Source organism: Pseudohalocynthiibacter sp. F2068, from assembly GCF_023015645.1.
GTDB classification, from domain to species: Bacteria; Pseudomonadota; Alphaproteobacteria; order Rhodobacterales; family Rhodobacteraceae; genus Pseudohalocynthiibacter; species Pseudohalocynthiibacter aestuariivivens.
Genome location: NZ_JALKAK010000004.1, coordinates 171,413 through 190,427, shown reverse-complemented (window position 1 = coordinate 190,427; position 19,015 = coordinate 171,413). Strand labels below are relative to the sequence as shown.

At 54.2% G+C, this 19,015-nt stretch carries 17 protein-coding genes; 1 reads left to right on the top strand and 16 read right to left on the bottom strand.

Going from position 1 to position 19,015, the window contains the following annotated elements; translation table 11 throughout:
* Positions 1 to 8: 8 nt before the first annotated feature.
* The 12 genes from MWU63_RS06955 to ftsW all read right to left on the bottom strand — a co-directional run bounded on the left by MWU63_RS06955 (position 9) and on the right by ftsW (position 12,199).
* A complete protein-coding gene (locus tag MWU63_RS06955) occupies positions 9 to 854 on the bottom strand; it encodes an outer membrane protein assembly factor BamD (protein WP_213888558.1) in 846 nt (281 codons plus the stop codon).
* A 103-nt stretch (positions 855 to 957) separates the two neighbouring features.
* The gene (gene lpxC / locus MWU63_RS06950; protein ID WP_213888559.1) at positions 958 to 1,887 is read right to left on the bottom strand and encodes a UDP-3-O-acyl-N-acetylglucosamine deacetylase; all 930 of its coding nucleotides are present in this window, start codon (positions 1,885 to 1,887) and stop codon (positions 958 to 960) included.
* A gap of 223 nt (positions 1,888 to 2,110) precedes the next feature.
* Positions 2,111 to 3,703, bottom strand: a complete 1,593-nt coding sequence (gene ftsZ / locus MWU63_RS06945) for a cell division protein FtsZ (RefSeq protein ID WP_213888560.1) — start codon at positions 3,701 to 3,703, stop codon at positions 2,111 to 2,113.
* Positions 3,704 to 3,876: 173 nt separating this feature from the next.
* Positions 3,877 to 5,211 (bottom strand): cell division protein FtsA, encoded by a 1,335-nt coding sequence (gene ftsA / locus MWU63_RS06940; RefSeq protein WP_213888732.1) that lies wholly within the window; start codon positions 5,209 to 5,211, stop codon positions 3,877 to 3,879.
* Positions 5,211 to 6,107: a cell division protein FtsQ/DivIB gene (locus MWU63_RS06935; RefSeq protein ID WP_213888561.1), complete on the bottom strand. Its 897-nt coding sequence runs from the start codon at positions 6,105 to 6,107 to the stop codon at positions 5,211 to 5,213. Before MWU63_RS06935 ends, ftsA begins: the two co-directional genes overlap by 1 nt.
* Positions 6,095 to 7,009: a D-alanine--D-alanine ligase gene (locus MWU63_RS06930; protein ID WP_213888562.1), complete on the bottom strand. Its 915-nt coding sequence runs from the start codon at positions 7,007 to 7,009 to the stop codon at positions 6,095 to 6,097. Before MWU63_RS06930 ends, MWU63_RS06935 begins: the two co-directional genes overlap by 13 nt.
* 77 nt (positions 7,010 to 7,086) lie before the next feature.
* Positions 7,087 to 8,013 carry a UDP-N-acetylmuramate dehydrogenase gene (gene murB, locus MWU63_RS06925; RefSeq protein WP_213888563.1) on the bottom strand — a complete coding sequence of 309 codons (927 nt, stop codon included), beginning with the start codon at positions 8,011 to 8,013 and terminating at the stop codon, positions 7,087 to 7,089.
* A complete protein-coding gene (locus MWU63_RS06920; RefSeq protein WP_213888564.1) occupies positions 8,000 to 8,266 on the bottom strand; it encodes a DUF2484 family protein in 267 nt (88 codons plus the stop codon). The genes murB and MWU63_RS06920 overlap by 14 nt, the downstream gene beginning before the upstream one ends.
* Positions 8,263 to 8,535, bottom strand: coding sequence for a DUF2484 family protein (locus MWU63_RS06915; RefSeq protein ID WP_247077366.1), 273 nt, complete (start codon positions 8,533 to 8,535; stop codon positions 8,263 to 8,265). The genes MWU63_RS06920 and MWU63_RS06915 overlap by 4 nt, the downstream gene beginning before the upstream one ends.
* Entirely contained in the window at positions 8,532 to 9,929 is a 1,398-nt protein-coding gene (murC, locus tag MWU63_RS06910) for a UDP-N-acetylmuramate--L-alanine ligase (RefSeq protein ID WP_213888566.1), read from the bottom strand. Before murC ends, MWU63_RS06915 begins: the two co-directional genes overlap by 4 nt.
* Positions 9,926 to 11,029: a UDP-N-acetylglucosamine--N-acetylmuramyl-(pentapeptide) pyrophosphoryl-undecaprenol N-acetylglucosamine transferase gene (locus MWU63_RS06905; RefSeq protein ID WP_213888567.1), complete on the bottom strand. Its 1,104-nt coding sequence runs from the start codon at positions 11,027 to 11,029 to the stop codon at positions 9,926 to 9,928. Before MWU63_RS06905 ends, murC begins: the two co-directional genes overlap by 4 nt.
* A 3-nt stretch (positions 11,030 to 11,032) precedes the next feature.
* Positions 11,033 to 12,199 (bottom strand): putative lipid II flippase FtsW, encoded by a 1,167-nt coding sequence (gene ftsW / locus MWU63_RS06900; protein WP_213888568.1) that lies wholly within the window; start codon positions 12,197 to 12,199, stop codon positions 11,033 to 11,035.
* A 147-nt stretch (positions 12,200 to 12,346) separates the two neighbouring features.
* On the opposite strand from ftsW, the gene MWU63_RS06895 reads away from it, so the two are divergent.
* Entirely contained in the window at positions 12,347 to 13,540 is a 1,194-nt protein-coding gene (locus MWU63_RS06895; protein WP_343229451.1) for an NAD(P)/FAD-dependent oxidoreductase, read from the top strand.
* Here MWU63_RS06895 and murD read toward each other — a convergent pair.
* From murD to MWU63_RS06875, 4 genes are read right to left on the bottom strand one after another with little or no spacing between them, the layout of a single operon-like run.
* Positions 13,531 to 14,937: a UDP-N-acetylmuramoyl-L-alanine--D-glutamate ligase gene (gene murD, locus MWU63_RS06890; protein ID WP_213888569.1), complete on the bottom strand. Its 1,407-nt coding sequence runs from the start codon at positions 14,935 to 14,937 to the stop codon at positions 13,531 to 13,533. The two genes, MWU63_RS06895 and murD, sit on opposite strands and share 10 nt — an antisense overlap.
* Positions 14,938 to 14,985: 48 nt before the next feature.
* Positions 14,986 to 16,071 carry a phospho-N-acetylmuramoyl-pentapeptide-transferase gene (gene mraY / locus MWU63_RS06885; protein ID WP_213888570.1) on the bottom strand — a complete coding sequence of 362 codons (1,086 nt, stop codon included), beginning with the start codon at positions 16,069 to 16,071 and terminating at the stop codon, positions 14,986 to 14,988.
* A 4-nt stretch (positions 16,072 to 16,075) separates the two neighbouring features.
* Complete coding sequence (gene murF / locus MWU63_RS06880) at positions 16,076 to 17,524, bottom strand: UDP-N-acetylmuramoyl-tripeptide--D-alanyl-D-alanine ligase (protein WP_213888571.1); 1,449 nt, start codon at positions 17,522 to 17,524, stop codon at positions 16,076 to 16,078.
* On the bottom strand, positions 17,521 to 19,011 hold the full coding sequence (locus MWU63_RS06875) for a UDP-N-acetylmuramoyl-L-alanyl-D-glutamate--2,6-diaminopimelate ligase (protein WP_213888572.1): 1,491 nt from the start codon (positions 19,009 to 19,011) through the stop codon (positions 17,521 to 17,523). The genes murF and MWU63_RS06875 overlap by 4 nt, the downstream gene beginning before the upstream one ends.
* Between the last annotated feature and the right edge of the window lie 4 nt (positions 19,012 to 19,015).

Sequence of the window (19,015 nt, the reverse complement as noted above, 5' to 3'; positions counted from 1 at the left end):
GCTCTGGATCAGAGCCATTGGCCCTTAACAGTCTGGCGATAAATCTGTGCCAGCCAGCCGCCGCCGCGTGCTTCTGGCGCCAGTCCCCGCCCTGTCAGCAAGGCATAGCTGTCCTCGTAGAACGCGCTGGACTGGAAGTTATGGCCCAATATTGCAGCTGCAGTTTGGGCTTCCGCATTCAACCCGAGTGACAAGTAGCTTTCAACCAGCCGATGCAATGCTTCTGCGGTATGGCTGGTTGTCTGGAACTGCTCTACCACAACACGGAATCGATTTATCGCTGCTGTATAGTGGCCCCGTGCAAGGTAATACCGCCCGATCTCCATTTCCTTGGCAGCGAGGTGATCAAAGGCCAGGTCAAACTTGAGAATCGCCGAACGCGCATATTCACTGTCTGGATAGCGTTCAATTACTGTTCTTAGCGATTGAAGCGCCTGAAACGTCAGACCCTGGTCACGACCGATTTTATCAATCTGGTCATAGTAACTTAGCGCGAGAAGGTATTGCGCATAGGCTGCATCTTCGTCAGCTGGATAAAAGTCGATGTACCGTTGGGCTGCAGCACGGCTGTTTTCGTAATCGCGGTCTTTGTGATATCCGAAAGCCTGCATTATAAGGGCGCGTTTTGCGAATTCCGAATAAGGATACAAACGCTCGACTTCGCCAAACAGGCGTGTCGCCTCATCAGCTTTACGCCGATTTTCAAGCTCAAACTCTGCTTGTTCAAAAATTTCCTGTGCGGACATCTCTTCAATTTCGCGCTCGCGATTACGCTCGCCGCGTCCACACGCCGTCACCAAAACCAGTGCCAACAAAATTCCGACTGTCCTAAACGAAGACCTGCCGCGTGCCATCACCCGCCTACCCCACTTGAATATCAAAAAGGACCAGTTGTCCTAATATGTCAGGAGTTTCCTAGCACAGAAAAATCCGGTGCAAAACGACTTTACGCGGTTTTTAACACGCATGCGCCATGGCAGGAATATCAGAAGGCCGCACACCCACGCCCGGAAGCCGTGCAGCCATGGTTTCATCGCAGACAACCATCCGGAATGAGTCAGGTTGCGCGAAAAGCGCGCGCAAGAGTTTATTGGTCAGAGCATGCCCCGCACGATGCCCGGAATAGCGTGCCATCAAAGGAGCACCCGCCAAGGCAAGATCACCAAGTGCATCCAGCATTTTGTGGCGAACAGCCTCATCCGTGTGACGCAAACCACCGGGGCTCAGAACTTCAGCGCCATCCACTACGACAGCATTGTCAAGCGTACCGCCCAATGCAAGCCCATTGGCGTGCATCACATCTACATCGACCTGACGGCAGAAGGTCCGGCTATCGCACAATTCGCGCACGAAACTGCCGTTTGCCATGTTCAGTGTTTTGGTCTGACGGCCAATCGCTGAGTCGGCAAAGTCGATATGAAAATCAATATAAAGCGTATCGGACGGATCAAGTCTCGCAGTTGCATCACCGTCACGAACTTCGACGGGCGCAAGCACCTCAATCGCACGTACCGGTGCATCAAGACGACGCAGACCCTGTGCAACGATTCCTTCCACAAACGGAACGGCGCTACCATCAAGGATAGGAATTTCCGGGCCATCTACTTCGACAAGAGCGTTATGAACGCCACACCCCGACAAAGCCGCCATGATGTGTTCTATTGTGGAAACTTCGACACCGGCTTCATTGGAAATTCGGGTACACAGTTTTACGCCCGGCAAAACCTGATCCCAGCGCGCAGCGATAAGGGCGTTCGAATCAACATCCGTTCTGCGAAACCAGATCCCGTATTCAGCAGACGCAGGATGAATCGTCACCCGGGCCGCGGCACCGGAATGAAGCCCGACTCCATCGAAGCGAACTGGCGATTTGATCGTTGTTTGCAAAACAAACCCCTTCAGCAAAGCACGGCACGTATCAGTGGCCGACACCGTTGAGGTAAATGCAGAGGGCCAATAGCTCAACTCAATCTTTGCAACGTTCTGAAACATCGTAAATTAATATGCGCGATAAATTGCCGAAAAATTTATGAAGGTGATATAAATCACTGTTTATAAATAAAAAAAAGCCGGATAAATCCGGCCTTTCTTTAACATTTATTAAACCGACTCAGTTGGCTTGACGGCGGAGAAACGCCGGAATTTCGATGCGTTCCTGCTCAGGATCAGTCTCGGAATCGCTCTCGTAAGACTGAACCGGCGGTTGACGTCGCGTCGACTGGCTCTGTGTTTCGCCAGGTTCGGTGCCATGCCCCGTCATCCGATTGATCAAAGAATTGATACCAAATCTAGGGCGGTTTTCTGCCCTTGGCTGCGTTTGTTCCGGCTCACGGCGAGGTGCCATGCTTTGTGTTGCGGGAGCCTTTTGCACAGCGGCCTGCAACCTCGCAATCGCCTCGGGCGATGGCGTACCCGGCGTCGGGGCCCGTGGTGCAACAAACTCGGTCGCCTCTGCACGTGCGTCGAACTGCGAATCAGACGCTTCTGATTGTGGCTTATAGGCGGGTGGTGGAAGATCGTCGCTTTCATCAAAGTCGTCAAAAATATCTTCCGCCTGTTCTTCCGCTGCGGCTGTTTGCGCATCCAAATCTTCGAACAGGGATTGTTCTGGTTCAGATACTGATTCGGCAACGAATTCAGCTTCTGCATACTCCTCTTGTTCTTCAGTCGCGTGTTGTTTTGGCTGAAGAGGCTCTGCCATACGGCGGCGTGCGACCGGAACTTCCGGAACAATTTCGCTTGCGTCGATTCCCGTCGCAACAACAGAAACGCGCATCATACCTTCCATGGAAGTATCCAAAGTAGAGCCGACAATAATGTTCGCCTCTGCATCCACTTCTTCCCGAATGCGATTTGCTGCTTCGTCAAGCTCAAACAGCGTAAGATCGTAGCCGCCAGTGATGTTGATAAGAACACCACGTGCGCCACGCAGGCTGATCTCATCAAGCAATGGATTGGCAATCGCTTTTTCCGCTGCCTGAATAGCGCGATCTTCACCTTCTGATTCGCCGGTTCCCATCATCGCTTTGCCCATCTCATCCATCACAGCACGGACATCAGCAAAGTCGAGATTGATCAAACCGGGCCGAACCATTAGATCGGTCACGCCTTTAACGCCCTGATACAGAACATCATCTGCCATGCTAAACGCTTCGGTGAAGGTGGTTTTTTCATTGGCCAGACGGAACAGGTTTTGGTTTGGGATGATGATCAGCGTATCGACAACCTTTTGAAGCGCGTCAACGCCGTCTTCGGCCTGTTTCATCCGTTTGATTCCCTCAAACTGAAAAGGCTTCGTCACAACACCAACTGTCAGCACACCAAGCTCGCGCGCGGCTTGCGCGATAATCGGTGCCGCGCCGGTACCGGTGCCCCCACCCATACCAGCAGTGATGAAACACATATGCGCCCCAGCCAGATGATCGACGATTGCTTCGATCGTTTCTTCGGCGGCGGCGGCACCAACTGCAGGCCGGGCGCCAGCGCCCAGACCTTCAGTAACTTTAACACCCATCTGGATTTTCGCCCCAGATTTGCTGGACTGCAGCGCCTGGGCATCGGTGTTCGCCACAACAAACTCGACGCCTTCAAGCTGCTTATCGATCATATTGTTCACGGCGTTGCCGCCCGCACCACCTACGCCAAAAACCGTAATACGTGGTTTCAAATCATCCTGCCCTGGCATCATGAGGTTCAATGTCATCGATTTATCCGCCTGTGTGTTAACTTACTCTGTTGGCAATTTGCCCCTAATCCACGTCAATCCTACCGTTACAAAGCCGCAACGTCACCTAAAAAACACCCAAAAGACACAAAATATAGACATTTTTGGGGCGGCTTCGGCGGGATTTCGCCGGGTTAGCTAGATGTTGCGGTCTACCAGTTGTCCCTAAACCATTTAACGGCGCGGCGCAGCGAACGCGCCGGGTATCGTTCTGCGGGAATTTCAAAATCCCACCACTCGTCTTGCGGGTGGGCCGCAAAGAGACACAACCCCACAGAGGACGCAAAAGCGGCACCCGTAGCGGCTTGGGGTAGTCCCTGAACGCGTAGCGGACGACCAAGTCTCACCTGCTGGCCAAGAATGCGCGAGGCAAGCCCATCAAGTCCCGGAATCTGACTGCCCCCACCCGTCAGAACGATTTGCTGACTTGGAAGCCTGTCGAACCCGGCAGCATCCAGACGGGCGCGCACCTCTTCAAGAATCTCTTCGACACGGGGGCGCATGATTCCGATCAGCTCTGCGCGGCTGACAGTACGCCTGTCGTGCTCCCAGTCACCGGTCTCTCCGCCGATTTCGATCATTTCGCGGTCATCCATTCCGGTCGCAACAACCCCGCCGTAGAATGTCTTGATCCGTTCAGCCACCGTCAACGGGACCTGCAGCCCTTTGGATATATCTCCGGTCACATGTTCGCCGCCCAAGCGCACGCCATCGGAATAGATCATGTGTTTTTTCATGAAAATCGACAAACCGGTCGCACCGCCGCCAAGGTCTATGCAGGCTGCGCCCAGTTCCTGCTCATCCTCAACCAGCGAGGAAACACCCGACACATAGGCCGAAGACGCAAGCCCCGCGAGCTCAAGATCACATCGCTTAATACAATAGAGCAGGTTTTGGATTGCTGTGCTGTCCACTGTCATCATATGCATATCTACAGCCAGACGATTGCCGATTTGGCCGCGCGGATCGTTTAACCCGCTGCGATGGTCAATCGCAAAATTAACAGGCTGCGCATGTAAAACTTCACGACCCTGCCCATAATCCGGCATATCGCATGCCGAAAGAACGCGCGCGATGTCCTGTTCCGTTACAACACTGTCCTGAAGCTCAATCTCGCCCGCCAGCCCGTAGGATCTGGGTTGAGCCCCGGAAAAACAAGCGATGACATGGTCGACCCGGACATTTGCCATCTTCTGCGCGGCCTGCACTGCGGTTCGGATCGCGCGCTCGGTTTCCTGCATGGCATCGATTTCACCAAAACTTACCCCACGTGAACGGGTTGTCGCGGCACCAATCACCCGAAAGCTGGACTGACCGGCCATTGATCCGATACCGTCTTGCTCTCCAAAATGCTCTGGCCCGTCAAAGCGCAAAACAAGGCAAGCGACCTTAGATGTACCAATGTCCAGAATTGCCACCACACCGCGCTGCATCGCTGCTTTGCGCATATTTCGCATTGCCCGCTGGCTTTCATAGAGGTTCGTCATCATTGAGTCGTGTCTCCTAGAACCTGTCCACGGATCCTGCGCAGTTCGGTAACTGCTGTCTCTGCGAGCCGGACTGTTGGGCGGTTTTGGTTGCGCATATCAATTACGACAAGGTCGCGCGCCATGAGGTCTTGCACATGATCCAGTGCAATCACACGCTCAATCGCCTCGACCGGGTTTTCTTCTGGCAAGAGGATTCGCTGATTGCGATCAAGTGCAACATCCCAGCGCCGTTCTCCCATCCGGACGAGACCACGCACCCGGCTCGCCAACGGTTCTGCTGCAGCGAAAAGATCGAGTGCTTCGGGCACCGCGAGTTCGGCCCCCTCCCCTGTCAGCAGCGGTAGATCAGGGCGCTCAGCCCGGGCGATCAACGCGCCAACCCGGTGCCCCGTACTATCGAGCAGTTCAACACCTTGCGGGCCACGCCAGACAACCGAAGGAATCCGCTCAATAACATCTATCTGCAAAACGCCGCCGGCCCGAATTCGGACTTCTGCAGATGCGACCGCATCCAGTTCCGCAATGGTCAGGCGCATTTCTTCGAGGTCGAGATCAAAAGAACTGAGCGGAAAATCAATTGGCACAATCTCGCGAATGTCGCCGTTTACTTCCGGCGATGCACCGTCAATCGCCATGAGCTTGACCATGAATTCCGGACGTTCTTCAATCGAATTGCGAATTTCGGTGATCCGTAATGCAATCGCATCGCGGTTATCTGCGTTCCCCAATACAGCCATACCAAGCGCAAATGCCGCACCCATTGGCAAACCAACCCGCAGGAATGTTCGGAACAATGGTGTAAGCAACAGCCGTTGATACCTGTATGACAGCCGGCTTGGTGCCGGATCGCGGGGGCTGGTGTTCTCGCGGTGGGATGCTTTCATCTGTCGCATGACGCATCCTCCACCATCCAGCGACACAAGGCCCCGAAAGAGATGCCAAGATGAGCCGCCTGTTCAGGCGCGAGCGACGTTGGTGTCATGCCCGGTTGGTTATTCGTTTCCAGTAAGATCAGTCCATCGAGCCCCCGGGATTCATCCCAACGATAATCAGTACGGCTTAAACCTCTGCACCCAAGGGCGTCATGCGCGCGCACGGCGTACTCCATGCAGGCGTCAAATATCTCGCCTGGTATGTCGGCGGGCAACACGTGGCGCGAGCCACCTTCGACATATTTTGCATCGTAATCGTACCAGCCGTCGGTCAGGATATCGGTCACGGTCAAAGCCCGGTCATCCATCACGGTCGTGGTCAATTCGCGGCCTGGTGCATAAGTCTCGACCATCACGGTTTCGGGCATGGCTGATGACATTTTCGGCGGCCCGTTGGCGGATTCATGCACTATGTAAATACCAACAGATGAGCCTTCATTGTTGGGTTTAACAACATAGGGCGGTGTCATCACGTGGTCCGCTGCCACATCAGACGTTTTGGCGATAATGCTATCGACGACAGGCAAACCTGCAACACGAAACACTTCCTTTGAACGATCTTTGTCCATCGCAAGTGCAGAGCCCAGAACACCGGAATGCGTGTATGGAATTTTCAACCATTCGAGCATTCCCTGAACGCAGCCGTCTTCCCCCCACCGACCGTGAAGCGCATTAAAAACAACGTCAGGATTTATATCGACAAGACGCGCAGCAAGGTCTGGACCAGCGTCCACCTCTACCACCTCAAATCCTTCGTCCCTCAAAGCAGCGGCGCATTCACGCCCGGTCGACAGTGAAACCTCGCGCTCAGCCGAGAATCCGCCCATCAAAACCGCTACTTTTTGGGTTGCCCTGCTCGACATACCCACCTCGTACCGCCAATTGGGTCATATTGCTGACCCTTGTTATTTTCGACCCGCTTCCGGGCCTTTGTTTTTATTCATTTTTCAGGGGCCGGTTCACCGACCCTCTTGATCTCCCACTCTAGCGTTATTCCACTGTGTTGGAAAACCCTTTTTCTTACTTCTTCGCCTAATCCTTCAAGATCAGCAGCCGTTGCGTTGCCAATATTCACCAGAAAGTTCGGATGCATCGGTGACATCTGCGCCCCGCCCCGCGTTGCGCCACGCATTCCGGCGTCATCGATAACCTTCCAGGCCTTCAGATCATGCCTGTCATCGTCTTTGCCGGTGGAGCTAAACCCGGCAGGATTGCGAAAGGTGCTGCCAGCCGTCCGGTCTTTTGTGGGTTGGGTTTCGTCGCGTTTTGCAAGCTGCTTTTCCATCCGCTTTGCCAACACCTGTGGTTCTTCGCGTGATCCTTCAAATACGGCATCAACAATGACCCAGCCTTCCGGCAGATCCGTTGCCCGGTAGCGAAAATTCAGATCATCCGCAGTCAGGGTCACAATTTCACCCTCACGCGTGACAGCGCGTGCAGAGACAAATGCATCAGCGGTATAAGTGCCGTAACATCCGGCGTTCATGCGAACAGCACCACCAATTGCGCCCGGTATCGTTCTCAGAAAGGTAAGATCAATACCCGCTTCTGCAGCGCGGCGCGCCACATGGGCGTCAAGTGCTGCAACACCCGCTGTAACGCGACTATCTTCGATGCTGATGTCGTTGAACCCCCGCCCCAACCGGATTACGACCGCCCGGATACCGCCATCACGCACGATCAGGTTCGACCCAACGCCCATGGGAAACACTGCAATGTCGGCTGGAAGGTTGCGCAAAAAAGTTGCCAGGTCCTCGATATCGGCAGGCTGAAACAAATAATCCGCAGGGCCACCCACCCTGAGCCAGGTGAGATCATCAAGCGTCCGGTTTGGTGTTAATCTGCCGCGCACCTCAGGAAGGATCATTGGCTCCGCCCAGAACGAGATGCCGCAACCACCGGCCCAGATAGACAATTGGCCAGCGCAACATCGACGCGCCCGCCGCCAGCGCAATCAGGCCGACCCAAGGGCCATTTTCATATGTCAGATACCCGAGCAATGGCACGCCGATCGCGATCAAACCGTAAGCGCGGCTCCAATAGTTGTCTTTGCTCGGCAAAATAGCGGAAACATTCGCGATGATCATCCACAGAAGCGTAAGAACAAGTGACGTGTTCATTGGTCTGTGCCTTCTTGTTTTGATTGTCTGGATGGCAAATTATACAACTTTACAATGTAATAAACCAGCGGTCGACGGAACATTGAAATCACAGCGGCAAACGCAAGCAATACGATCCAGACATTGTGCTCGTAGGCCAGATAACCCATCAAAAGCGGTGCAAGCAACAAGAGTGAGACACCCGGTACGTATTGCAACCGCATCGGCAACAGCGCAACGAAAGTCGCAGCTATCGCCCAAAAACAGGCCAGATAAAGAGACGTCGTCATGTCTTCAGCCTTTCCGGCAAACCATGCGCCCATGCAGATATCGTACCTGCACCGAGGCAAACAACCATATCACCGGGCTTTGCTTCTTCACGAACCAGACGTTCCAGACCATCTTCGTCCATTATGGCGCAGGCGTGACGGTGGCCGTGCCGAACGAGACCCGCGACCAGATCATCCCGGCTCGCCCCCTCGATAGGGTCTTCGCCCGCAGCGTAGACCTTTGAAATACCGACAACATCAGCATCATTAAAGCAAGCGCAAAAATCATCGAAAAGAGAATGCAGGCGCGTGTAGCGATGCGGCTGATGCACCGCGATAACGCGACCGTCACAAGCTTGGCGTGCCGCTTTGAGAACAGCGGTAATTTCAACCGGGTGGTGGCCATAATCGTCAATAATCGTGACACCATTGACTTCACCTATTTTGGTGAACCGGCGGTTTACACCGCCAAAACTTGCCAATGCTTTTCTGATCTCATCAAGCTTCATACCCAGATGGCGCGCAACCGCGACTGCGGAAAGCGCATTGGATACGTTGTGATCGCCCGGCATGGGCAAGGAACACCCTTCAATCACTTTGTCCTCGGCTTGCAGATGGATATCAAAATGCGCAACACCGGCCTTGTAAGTCAGGTTCGCGGCACGCACGTCCGCCTGGGCGTTAAAGCCAAAGGTTACGACACGGCGGTCCGTGATACGTCCAACCAGCGCCTGAACTTCCGGATGATCCGTGCAGCAAACCGCAAGGCCATAAAACGGAATGTTTGAAACAAACTGGTAAAAACCCGCCCTCAGACTATCGAAATCGCCCCAGTGCTCCATGTGTTCCGGGTCAATGTTGGTGACGATTGCAATTGTGGCTGGCAAACGGTTAAAGGTGCCGTCGCTTTCATCCGCTTCGACAACCATCCATTCGCCTTCGCCACGGCGTGCGTTTGAATCATAGGCGTGGATAATTCCGCCATTGATCACGGTTGGATCAAATCCACCGGCATCCAGCAGAGTGGCTACCATTGTTGTGGTCGTTGTTTTTCCGTGGGTGCCTGCAACGGCAATATTGGACTTAAGCCGCATCAGTTCGGCCAGCATTTCAGCCCGACGCACAACGGGAAGGCCGCGTGAACGTGCTTCATCCAGCTCCGTATTCCCAGGCTTGATTGCGGATGAGATTACGACAACTTCGGCATCTTCCAGATTTTCGGCACGCTGGCCGATGAAAATCTTTGCGCCCAGGTTCTTTAGCCGGTTGGTGATCTTGGTTTCCTTAATGTCAGACCCCTGCACCGTATAGCCGTGATTGAGCAAAACTTCGGCAATGCCGGACATGCCGATACCACCGATACCGACAAAATGGATGGAGCCGAGCTGCGTCGGTAATTTGGTTGCGGCACTCATACTCTTTGTCCTTGGCTTGCAAGGTTTTCAACCAGTTCCACCAAATCGTCGGTCGCATCGGGCCGCCCCTGAGACAGGGCCGCCGACGCCATTTTAACCGCCGCTTTCGGATTACTGAAAACCGCCTCTATTTGCGCGGATAACGCGGCAGGTTCAAGAGCCGATTCCGGAATAAGTATTGCAGCATTTGCTTCCACCAACCCACGCGCATTCGCGCTTTGGTGGTCTTCGGTCGCGGCGGCATAGGGTATCAGAATTGAGGGGCGCCCAATAACGCTGATATCAGCAACGGACGATGCGCCAGCACGACTTACAACAAGTTGCGCTTCGGAAATTCGGCTGGGAATATCATTAAAGAAGGGCTCGACCTCCGCGTTGATGCCGCGCGACGCATAAAATGCGGCGACTCGCATCTGGTCTTCCTTGCGGGCCTGATGGCTGACACGCAGGTTTTTCAGATATTGCTCTGGCAAGGCAGCAATGGCGTCAGGCACCACATCTGAAAGAATGCGCGCACCCTGGCTACCCCCCATAACAAGAATAGACATCGGATAGTCACCAGGCGGAATATAAGGCGCACCCGCTCGGGCGTGTACGGCGGAGCGAACCGGATTGCCGATATGTCCGCCATTTACGCCTTCTGGCAATTTTGTCGGCCATGTTCCGCACGCAACCGTGTCGACGCGCCGCGCAAAGATTTTGTTTACTCGTCCAAGAACACCGTTTTGCTCATGTATCATTCTGGGCACGCGCAAAATCCAGGCGGCACCAAGGGCAGGAATTGTCGGATAGCCCCCAAAACCCACTACAACCGCGGGTTTGTCGAATAAAAACTTAAAGACCGTCGAAACGGTTCCTGCCAGAATGCGCAGCGGAACCATCGCCTTTGCGAGAATCCCGCCCCGCGCAAAAGTTGCCGACGATATCGTGTCGATTTCCACGACATGTGGAAAACCGCCGGTATAGCGCGCGCCGCGGGCATCCGTCGAAAGCTTTACACGCCATCCTTTGCGCAACATTACCTCTGACAGGGCCTGTGCGGGAAACATGTGCCCGCCCGTGCCACCTGCTGCAATCACCAATAGCGGCTTTTTGGACATCGACTAGCGCCCCCTGCCGTTGAAGTGGTCAGCAATTTCACCCTGCGGTCGTGTCCGCGTAAACGCCAGCAACATGCCAACCGCAATACCGCCGGCGATCAAGGATGATCCGCCATAGCTGACAAACGGTAGCGTCATGCCTTTGGCTGGCAACAGGCGCACCGCGACGCCCATATTGATGAAGGCTTGGACGCCAAACATGCAGACAAGCCCTGTACCAGCGAGACGAATGAAAGGGTCGCGTTCACGCATCAGACGTAAAAGAGACCGAACTGTGATAAACGAAAAAAGTGCAATAATGGTAAGAACAAGGATCAACCCGTATTCTTCGGCCGCCACCGCAATGATGAAATCTGTATGCGCGTCCGGCAACCACCATTTGACCTGTCCTTCACCGACACCTACCCCAAAAAAACCACCTTCACGGATTGCGTCTGTGGCATAGCCCATCTGTGTTGTCGGATCGACATCGGGCGACAGAAAACCGTCAATCCTACGGGCAAAATGGTCTGAACTGTTGTAAGCAATCGTACCTGACAAGGCGACGAGACCGGCCATAATAATCAGCAGGGTAAACGGTGCGCCAGCCACAAAATACATGACTCCCCATCCGAAAAGGATCAAACAGGCCTGACCAAAATCTGGCTGCGCAGCCAGAAAGCCCACAATCACCAGCGTCAGAAGGAAAGACACACGTTTACCGGGGGGGCCGTTAATTTCCTGGCTCGCAGCCAGCAACCACGCAGCCATAATAACGAATCCGGGTTTCAGAAACTCTGACGGTTGCACCGCCGCAAACCCAAGCGAATACCAGCGTGTGGCACCCTTGCCAAAATCCGTTCCCAATACCGGGAGCAAAATCAGCGCCCCAAAAGCAACCAGAAAACCCAGCACGCCAAGGCGACGGACAAGGTTGGGTGACATCATCGAAGTCAGCACCATCGCCGATAAGGCAATTGCCCCAAACAGCGCTTGCCGTTCAACGTAATGGAATGGTTGAAATCCATTTTTTGATGCAAGGGGCGGCGACGCCGCCAGACCAAGAAGAATACCAATTCCAAAGAGGATTAAAATGGAGGAAAGCGTCCATTTATCGATTGTCCGCCACCAGCGTGGCAAAACCGGTTCGCCGTCACGCACATGAATCGTGCCATAGACCATTTCCGTCATGGGGTACCGCCTGATACTGCCTCAATTTTCGCCCGTTTTCCGGGTCTAACGACAGTGTAACCTACTGAACCCGTTGACGCTAGTATGCGTTCGCGCTCTTGCGGTTTTTTGTTGATCATGATCAGCAGGCGCAACAAGGGGACAAACTTGAGCGAATTTGACACGATAATCCTGGGTGCAGGAGCCGCCGGAATGATGTGTGCCGCCTATGCGCATGGTCACACACTGGTGATCGATCACACAAAAGCAGCTGGTGAAAAAATCCGCGTTTCGGGTGGTGGCCGCTGCAATTTCACCAACCTTCACACAAGCTCTGTGAACTTCATCAGCAACAACCCGCATTTCGCAAAATCCGCGCTAAACCGTTATACGCAATGGGATTTTATCGAATTAGTTTCGAAATATGGCATCTCCTACCACGAAAAAACCCTTGGTCAGTTGTTCTGTGACACTTCGGCCAAAGACATCATCAAGATGCTGCAAGCCGAGATGACCAAAGCAGGCGCAGAGCTTTGGTTGAATACCAGTGCCTCCGACATAGCGAAGACTGAATCAGGCTTTTGCCTGACACTGACGCACGATGGAAAATCACAGTTTGCCACCTGCAAAAACCTTGTTGTGGCCTGTGGCGGGAAATCTATTCCGAAAATGGGTGCGACTGGGTTTGGCTACCAGATCGCCCAGCAATTTGGTCTGAAGGTCACAGAAACCCGGGCCGGGTTGGTGCCTTTTACCTTCGGTGACAAAGTCATGGCTGGGCTAAAACCCCTCGCTGGCGTTGCCGTGGACTGCCGCGCCGAAGCAGGTGGTGCGCAGTTCGAAGAAGCCGTTTTGTTTACCCATCGGGGCATGTCTGGCCCGGCCATCCTGCAGGTTTCCAGCTTTTGGCGCGAAACAGAGGCGGTGACCCTTTCTTTGTTGCCGCAGGTTGATTTACTGTCTGAACTCCGGCAGCAACGCCAAACCTATGGGCGCCGCAGCATTTCGAATGTCTTGGGTGACTATCTTCCCAAACGGTTGGCTTCATATCTTTGCGAAATGGCATCGGTTTCGGGCAATCTGGCCGATTTCAGCGATATCGCGTTAAGTGCACTCGTAGAAAAACTACACAACTGGCAACTGATCCCTAGCGGCACCGAAGGGTATCGCACCGCAGAGGTCACTGTAGGTGGCGTCGACACCGAGGTGCTTTCGTCAAAAACAATGGAGACCAAAGACGTTCCCGGTCTTTACTTCATTGGCGAGGTTGTAGACGTAACTGGATGGTTGGGTGGATACAATTTCCAATGGGCCTGGTCATCTGGCTGGGCCGCGGGTACCGCAATCGCCGCTCAGTCCTGATCCAGCCAGCGCTGAACTTCGGCCATGAAATCTTCGCCGCGTTTTTCAAAATTCGGGTATTGATCAAAACTCGCCGCTGCGGGTGCCAGCAAAACTGTTTCGCCGGTTTGTGCCTCTTCTGATGCACGTGCTACGGCCTCGGCCATGGTTTCGCAAATCTCGTAGGGTGTTTCGCCCAGTTCCAGCGCAAAATCCTTGGCGGAATGGCCGATAAGATAGGCCTTCACGACAGCGTCCAGATGCGACGTCAGTGCCGCGATACCGCCATCCTTGCCGAGCCCCCCAGCGATCCAGCGAATGTGGGAAAACGCCTGCAATGCCTTTGCTGCGCTATCAACATTTGTCGCTTTGGAATCGTTAACAAAGGTGATGCCAGCTTTTTCGCCGACAATCTGGCTTCGGTGCGGCAACCCCTGAAAACTGTGAAAAGCTTGTTCAATCACGCGTGGGGCAACCCCGAGCGCACGCACGGCAGCATAGGCAGCGCAGGCGTTCTGATGATTATGTGTTCCCGGCAAGCCTTTGATCGCACGCAGATCGATAGAGCCGGCTTGCTTTCCTTTGCGATACTCCGAAAGGAAGCCTTTGCGTGAAAAAACAAACCAACCTACACCCGTCAGTTTTGAATCGACCGACACCCTGATCACGCGGTCATCTGTACTGCCTTCAGACATTTGATTGGCCAGAAACCGGCCTTCCGCTTCATCAACGCCAATCACGGCGCGGTCTGGCCCACCTTCGGCAAACAGGCGACGCTTGGCCGCAAAATACCCGCCTTTACCGCCGTGACGCTCCAAGTGGTCCGGGGTGAGGTTCGTAAAGACAGCGATATCAGGTGTCATCGCACGGGCAAGTTCTGTCTGATAACTCGAGAGTTCCAACACCACCACTTCGCCGTCGTGCGCCGGTTCCAGATCCAACACACCCCGGCCAATATTACCAGCCAGTTGGCTTGGCTTTCCGACTTCTTCCAAAACATGATGGATCAGTGCGGCAGTTGTGGATTTACCGTTCGAGCCCGTAACCGCTATAACCCGCGGCATGGTGCTAAAGCTTTCCCAATCCAGCGTCGCAAACGACTGAAAGAAAAGCCCGATATCATTGTCAACGGGCACACCAGCGGCCATCGCTTTTTCAATGATCGGATGAGGTGCTGGGTAGAGATGCGGAATACCGGGGGAAACAATCAGCGACGTGACATCATCAAATGCATTGGCGCGGGTGAGATCGACGGGGGTGAAATCCATCATCTCGGCTGTCGCCCGTGCTTCGGCACTATCGTCCCACAGCAGTGGAATTGCTCCACCCTCTTCCAAAGCCAGCGCAGTTGCCATACCTGAACGGCCAAGCCCAAGGACCGCGACTTTCTTGCCATTGTATCCTTTAACCGGAATCATGCCCGCGAACCTTTATATGATGCTAATGCGGCAACCATTACACGCAGCTTACCTGATTTTCAGCGTTGCAAGCCCGATCAGTGCAAGGATCAGGGAAATAATCCAGAACCTGATCACAATCTGCGGTTCTGCCCAGCCTTTCTTTTCGAAGTGATGATGGATCGGGGCCATCAGGAAAACGCGTTTTCCCGTCCGTTTGAAATAGAGCACCTGAATAATGACTGACAGGGCTTCGACAACAAACAAGCCACCGATAATCGCCAGCACCAGTTCATGTTTCGTCGCCACCGCAATCGACCCCAAGGCACCGCCCAGCGCCAGCGAGCCGGTATCCCCCATAAAGACCGCTGCAGGGGGGGCGTTGTACCAAAGAAAGCCAAGCCCGCCGCCAATCAGCCCTGCCGTAAAGATAAGCAATTCTCCTGTACCCGGCACATAGTGCACATCCAGATATTCGGTAAAATCGACCCGGCCAACCGCATAAGCAATTATCCCCAATGCCCCTGCTGCAATCATAACCGGCATGATGGCCAAACCATCGAGCCCATCTGTCAGGTTCACGGAATTAGCAGACCCCACGATCACGATCATCGCAAAAGGTACAAACAGGAAGCCGAGGTTGATAAGCGTGTCTTTAAAGACCGGAAGCGCGAGTTTGTAGGTCAGCGCATCGGGGTGGAAATGCGCGGCCCAGTAGCCCGCAATGAGCGCGATCAGCAAGCCAATTCCAAAACGGACCTTACCTGATACCCCTTTGGCGTTATTCTTGCTAACCTTTTGAAAATCGTCGACAAACCCAATTAGTCCAAAACCAATCGTTACGAACAGGGTCATCCAGACATAAGGGTTGTCGGGGCGTGCCCACAGCAATGTTGATACCGTCAAAGCCCCTAGTATCAGAACACCGCCCATCGTGGGCGTTCCCGCCTTAGATTCTATGTGGCTTTCCGGGCCGTCTTCACGAATGGGCTGGCCGTTTCTTTGACGTCTGCGCAACAGATTGATCAGGGGCTTTCCAAAAAGGAATCCAAATATCAAAGCCGTGAAAAATGCGGCCCCCGCACGGAATGTGATATAGCGAAAGAGGTTGAAAAAATCGCCCCCATCCGAAAACTCTGTCAGCCAGTAAAGCATCTTTTCACATTCCTTCGTTGTCGTCCGCGACCGGATGACCCAGTTTTCGGATGGCGTCAACCACTAGCCCGACACGTGCGCCAAGTGACCCTTTGACCATCACAACATCACCCGCATCAACTAGATGATGTATATCGCGCGCGATTTCCTCAGCCGTTTCAAACCATTTTCCGCGTTTAAATTCTGGTAAAGATTTCCATAGATGCCGCATACGTGGGCCGACACAGTGGATCAACTCGATCCCCGTCAAACTTGGCAATGAGGCGATATTTTTATGCAGCCTGATTTCATTGGGACCAAGTTCTAGCATATCGCCCAAAATTGCGATACGCCGTCCCGTTGCCACGCGTCCGACGCCATTTGTGGTGTGTGCTGCAGCTAATACCTCGAGCGCGGCTCGCATTGAGGTTGGATTCGCATTGTAGGAATCGTCGATGAGGTCCATCCGCATTTCGACTTCGACGGCATCCAAAACCAGTGTTTCGCGCTTACCGCGCCCGATCGGTGGGCTCCAGAGCGCCAGATCGCGGGCACCCATGCTGCTGTCAGCACCCAACGCGTCCAACACCGCAAGAACACCCAGTGCGTTGGTCGCAAAATGACGCCCAGCGCTTTTGACTTTGAACAAAACGTCACCATCCTTGGGCAGGTGCGCTTTCGCCACTGTCATATCCCCAACGATGCGCACTTCGCGAAGCTGGTAGGTGTTTTTCTCACCTTCGCCAAAGCTCAGGCATGTCGCCGCTTTCTTTTCCGCAGCTTTCTTCAAAATCGCAGCAACGTCACCGTCCCCGTTCAAAACGGCCGATCCCCCTTTGACCAAACCATCAAAGATCGCCGCCTTTTCGTGGGCGATTCCTTCAAGGCTTTTAAAAGCTTCCATATGTGCCGGCGCAATGATCGTAATCATCGCGACATGCGGACGCGCCATTTTAGCCAAGGGTGAAATCTCGCCCGGGTGGTTCATGCCTATTTCAACCACCGCAAAATCCGCATCCTGCGGCATTCGCGCCAAGGTGATCGGAACGCCCCAGTGGTTGTTGAAACTTTTTTCGGCAGCGTGAACCTTGCCCTGTCTTGCAAGAACATCGCGCAACATTTCTTTCGTAGATGTTTTGCCCACGGATCCGGTGACACCTACAAGTTTGCCCTTGAAACGCGCCCGCCCCGCCTTGCCCAAATCCTGCAGCGCGACAAGCACGTCATCCACGATCAACAAAGGAGCATCTTTCACCACACCGTCGGGAACATGGGAAACCATGGCTGCAGCAGCACCTTTTTCAAGCGCCTGTGCGACAAAGTCATGACCGTCTCGTAGATCTTTCAGAGCAACGAAAAGATCGCCCGGCTCTATCGATCGGGTATCGATTGATATTCCACTCGCCTGCCACTTGACTGTCGATCTACCGCCCGTCGCTTTGGCCGCCTCTGCGGATGTCCAGAGCGTGCTCATGCCAGCCGACCTTCTAGTGCGGCAACTGCAACGCTGGCCTGTTCGACATCGTTGAAGGGCAATACATCATCCCCAACCACCTGCCCGGTTTCATGGCCCTTGCCCGCAATCAACAACGCGTCTCCGGGTCCAAGCGCATCAACGCCCCGCAGGATCGCCTCAGCCCGGTCCCCGACTTCCTTTGCCTGGGGGCAACCGGACATAACCATCGCGCGTATCGCTGACGGGTCTTCAGAACGCGGATTGTCGTCGGTCACAAAAACAACATCGGCATTTTCGGCTGCCGCCTGCCCCATCAACACCCGTTTGCTTGTATCGCGGTCACCACCAGCCCCAAGCACAACAATCAACCGCCCCATAACGTGCGGGCGAAGCGCGTTCAGTGCAGTCGCCACTGCATCGGGCGTATGTGAATAATCGACATAGACCGGTGCACCGTTCTCTCGTGTTGCTGCGAGCTGCATGCGCCCGGTCACGGTCTGAAGTTCCTGCAGGGTGTCAAACACCTCTGAAGCGTCAGACCCGGTTCCAATCACAAGCCCGGCTGCGGCCAAAACGTTTTCCGCCTGAAACCCACCTACCAACGCCAAACGTACCTGCCGTGATGTGCCTTCCCATTCAAAGAGCAATTCTTGCCCCGTTGGATCATAGCGCTGGCCCAGAATAAGCAGATCAGCCGTTCGGCTACGTCCAACGGTGATCACCCGCTGGCCACGCGCCCGTGCAATCTCTACCACCGTTTCACCTTTAGGGTCGTCGATGTTAATAACGGCAGTACCGTCTTCCGACAAAACGCGTGAAAACAAGCCCACCTTTGCACCGAAATACTCTTCAAAACTTGCGTGGTAATCCAGATGGTCCTGCGTGAAGTTGGTAAATGCCGCCGCCGCCAGTTGTACACCGTCGAGGCGGCGCTGTGCCAGACCGTGGCTCGACGCTTCCATCGCGGCATGCGTAACACCTGCCCCGGCCATTTCTGCCAAAAGACGATGGAGCGTGATCGGTTCGGGCGTTGTATGCGCAAGAGGTGCTTTGAACGCCCCTTCGACGCCTGTTGTTCCAAGGTTGGCGGCTGCAATCCCCATTAGTTCCCATATCTGGCGCGTGAAAGTTGCAACAGAGGTTTTACCGTTTGTTCCGGTCGCGGCGACCATGACTTCGGGTTGCGCACCAAACCAAAGCGCCGAAGCGTAGGCGAGCGTCTGACGCGGATCCTCTGCCAGTACAACAGGCACATCAGGCGTAGCAGAAAGCTCTACTTTTGCAATGTCTGCGCCAGCCCTGTCAGTCAGAATAGAACCTGCACCCATTCGCAGAGCAAACTGAATAAACTCTCCACCATGAAACTTCGTGCCCGGCAAGGCAGCAAAAAGGTGGCCTGCCTTTACGTTTCGGCTATCAACCGAAAGGCCCGTCACCCGAACATCGCGCCCATCTGATGCGGTCAAACCAAGCTGTGATAGTGATTTCGCTGTCTGATCCGGCATCGGC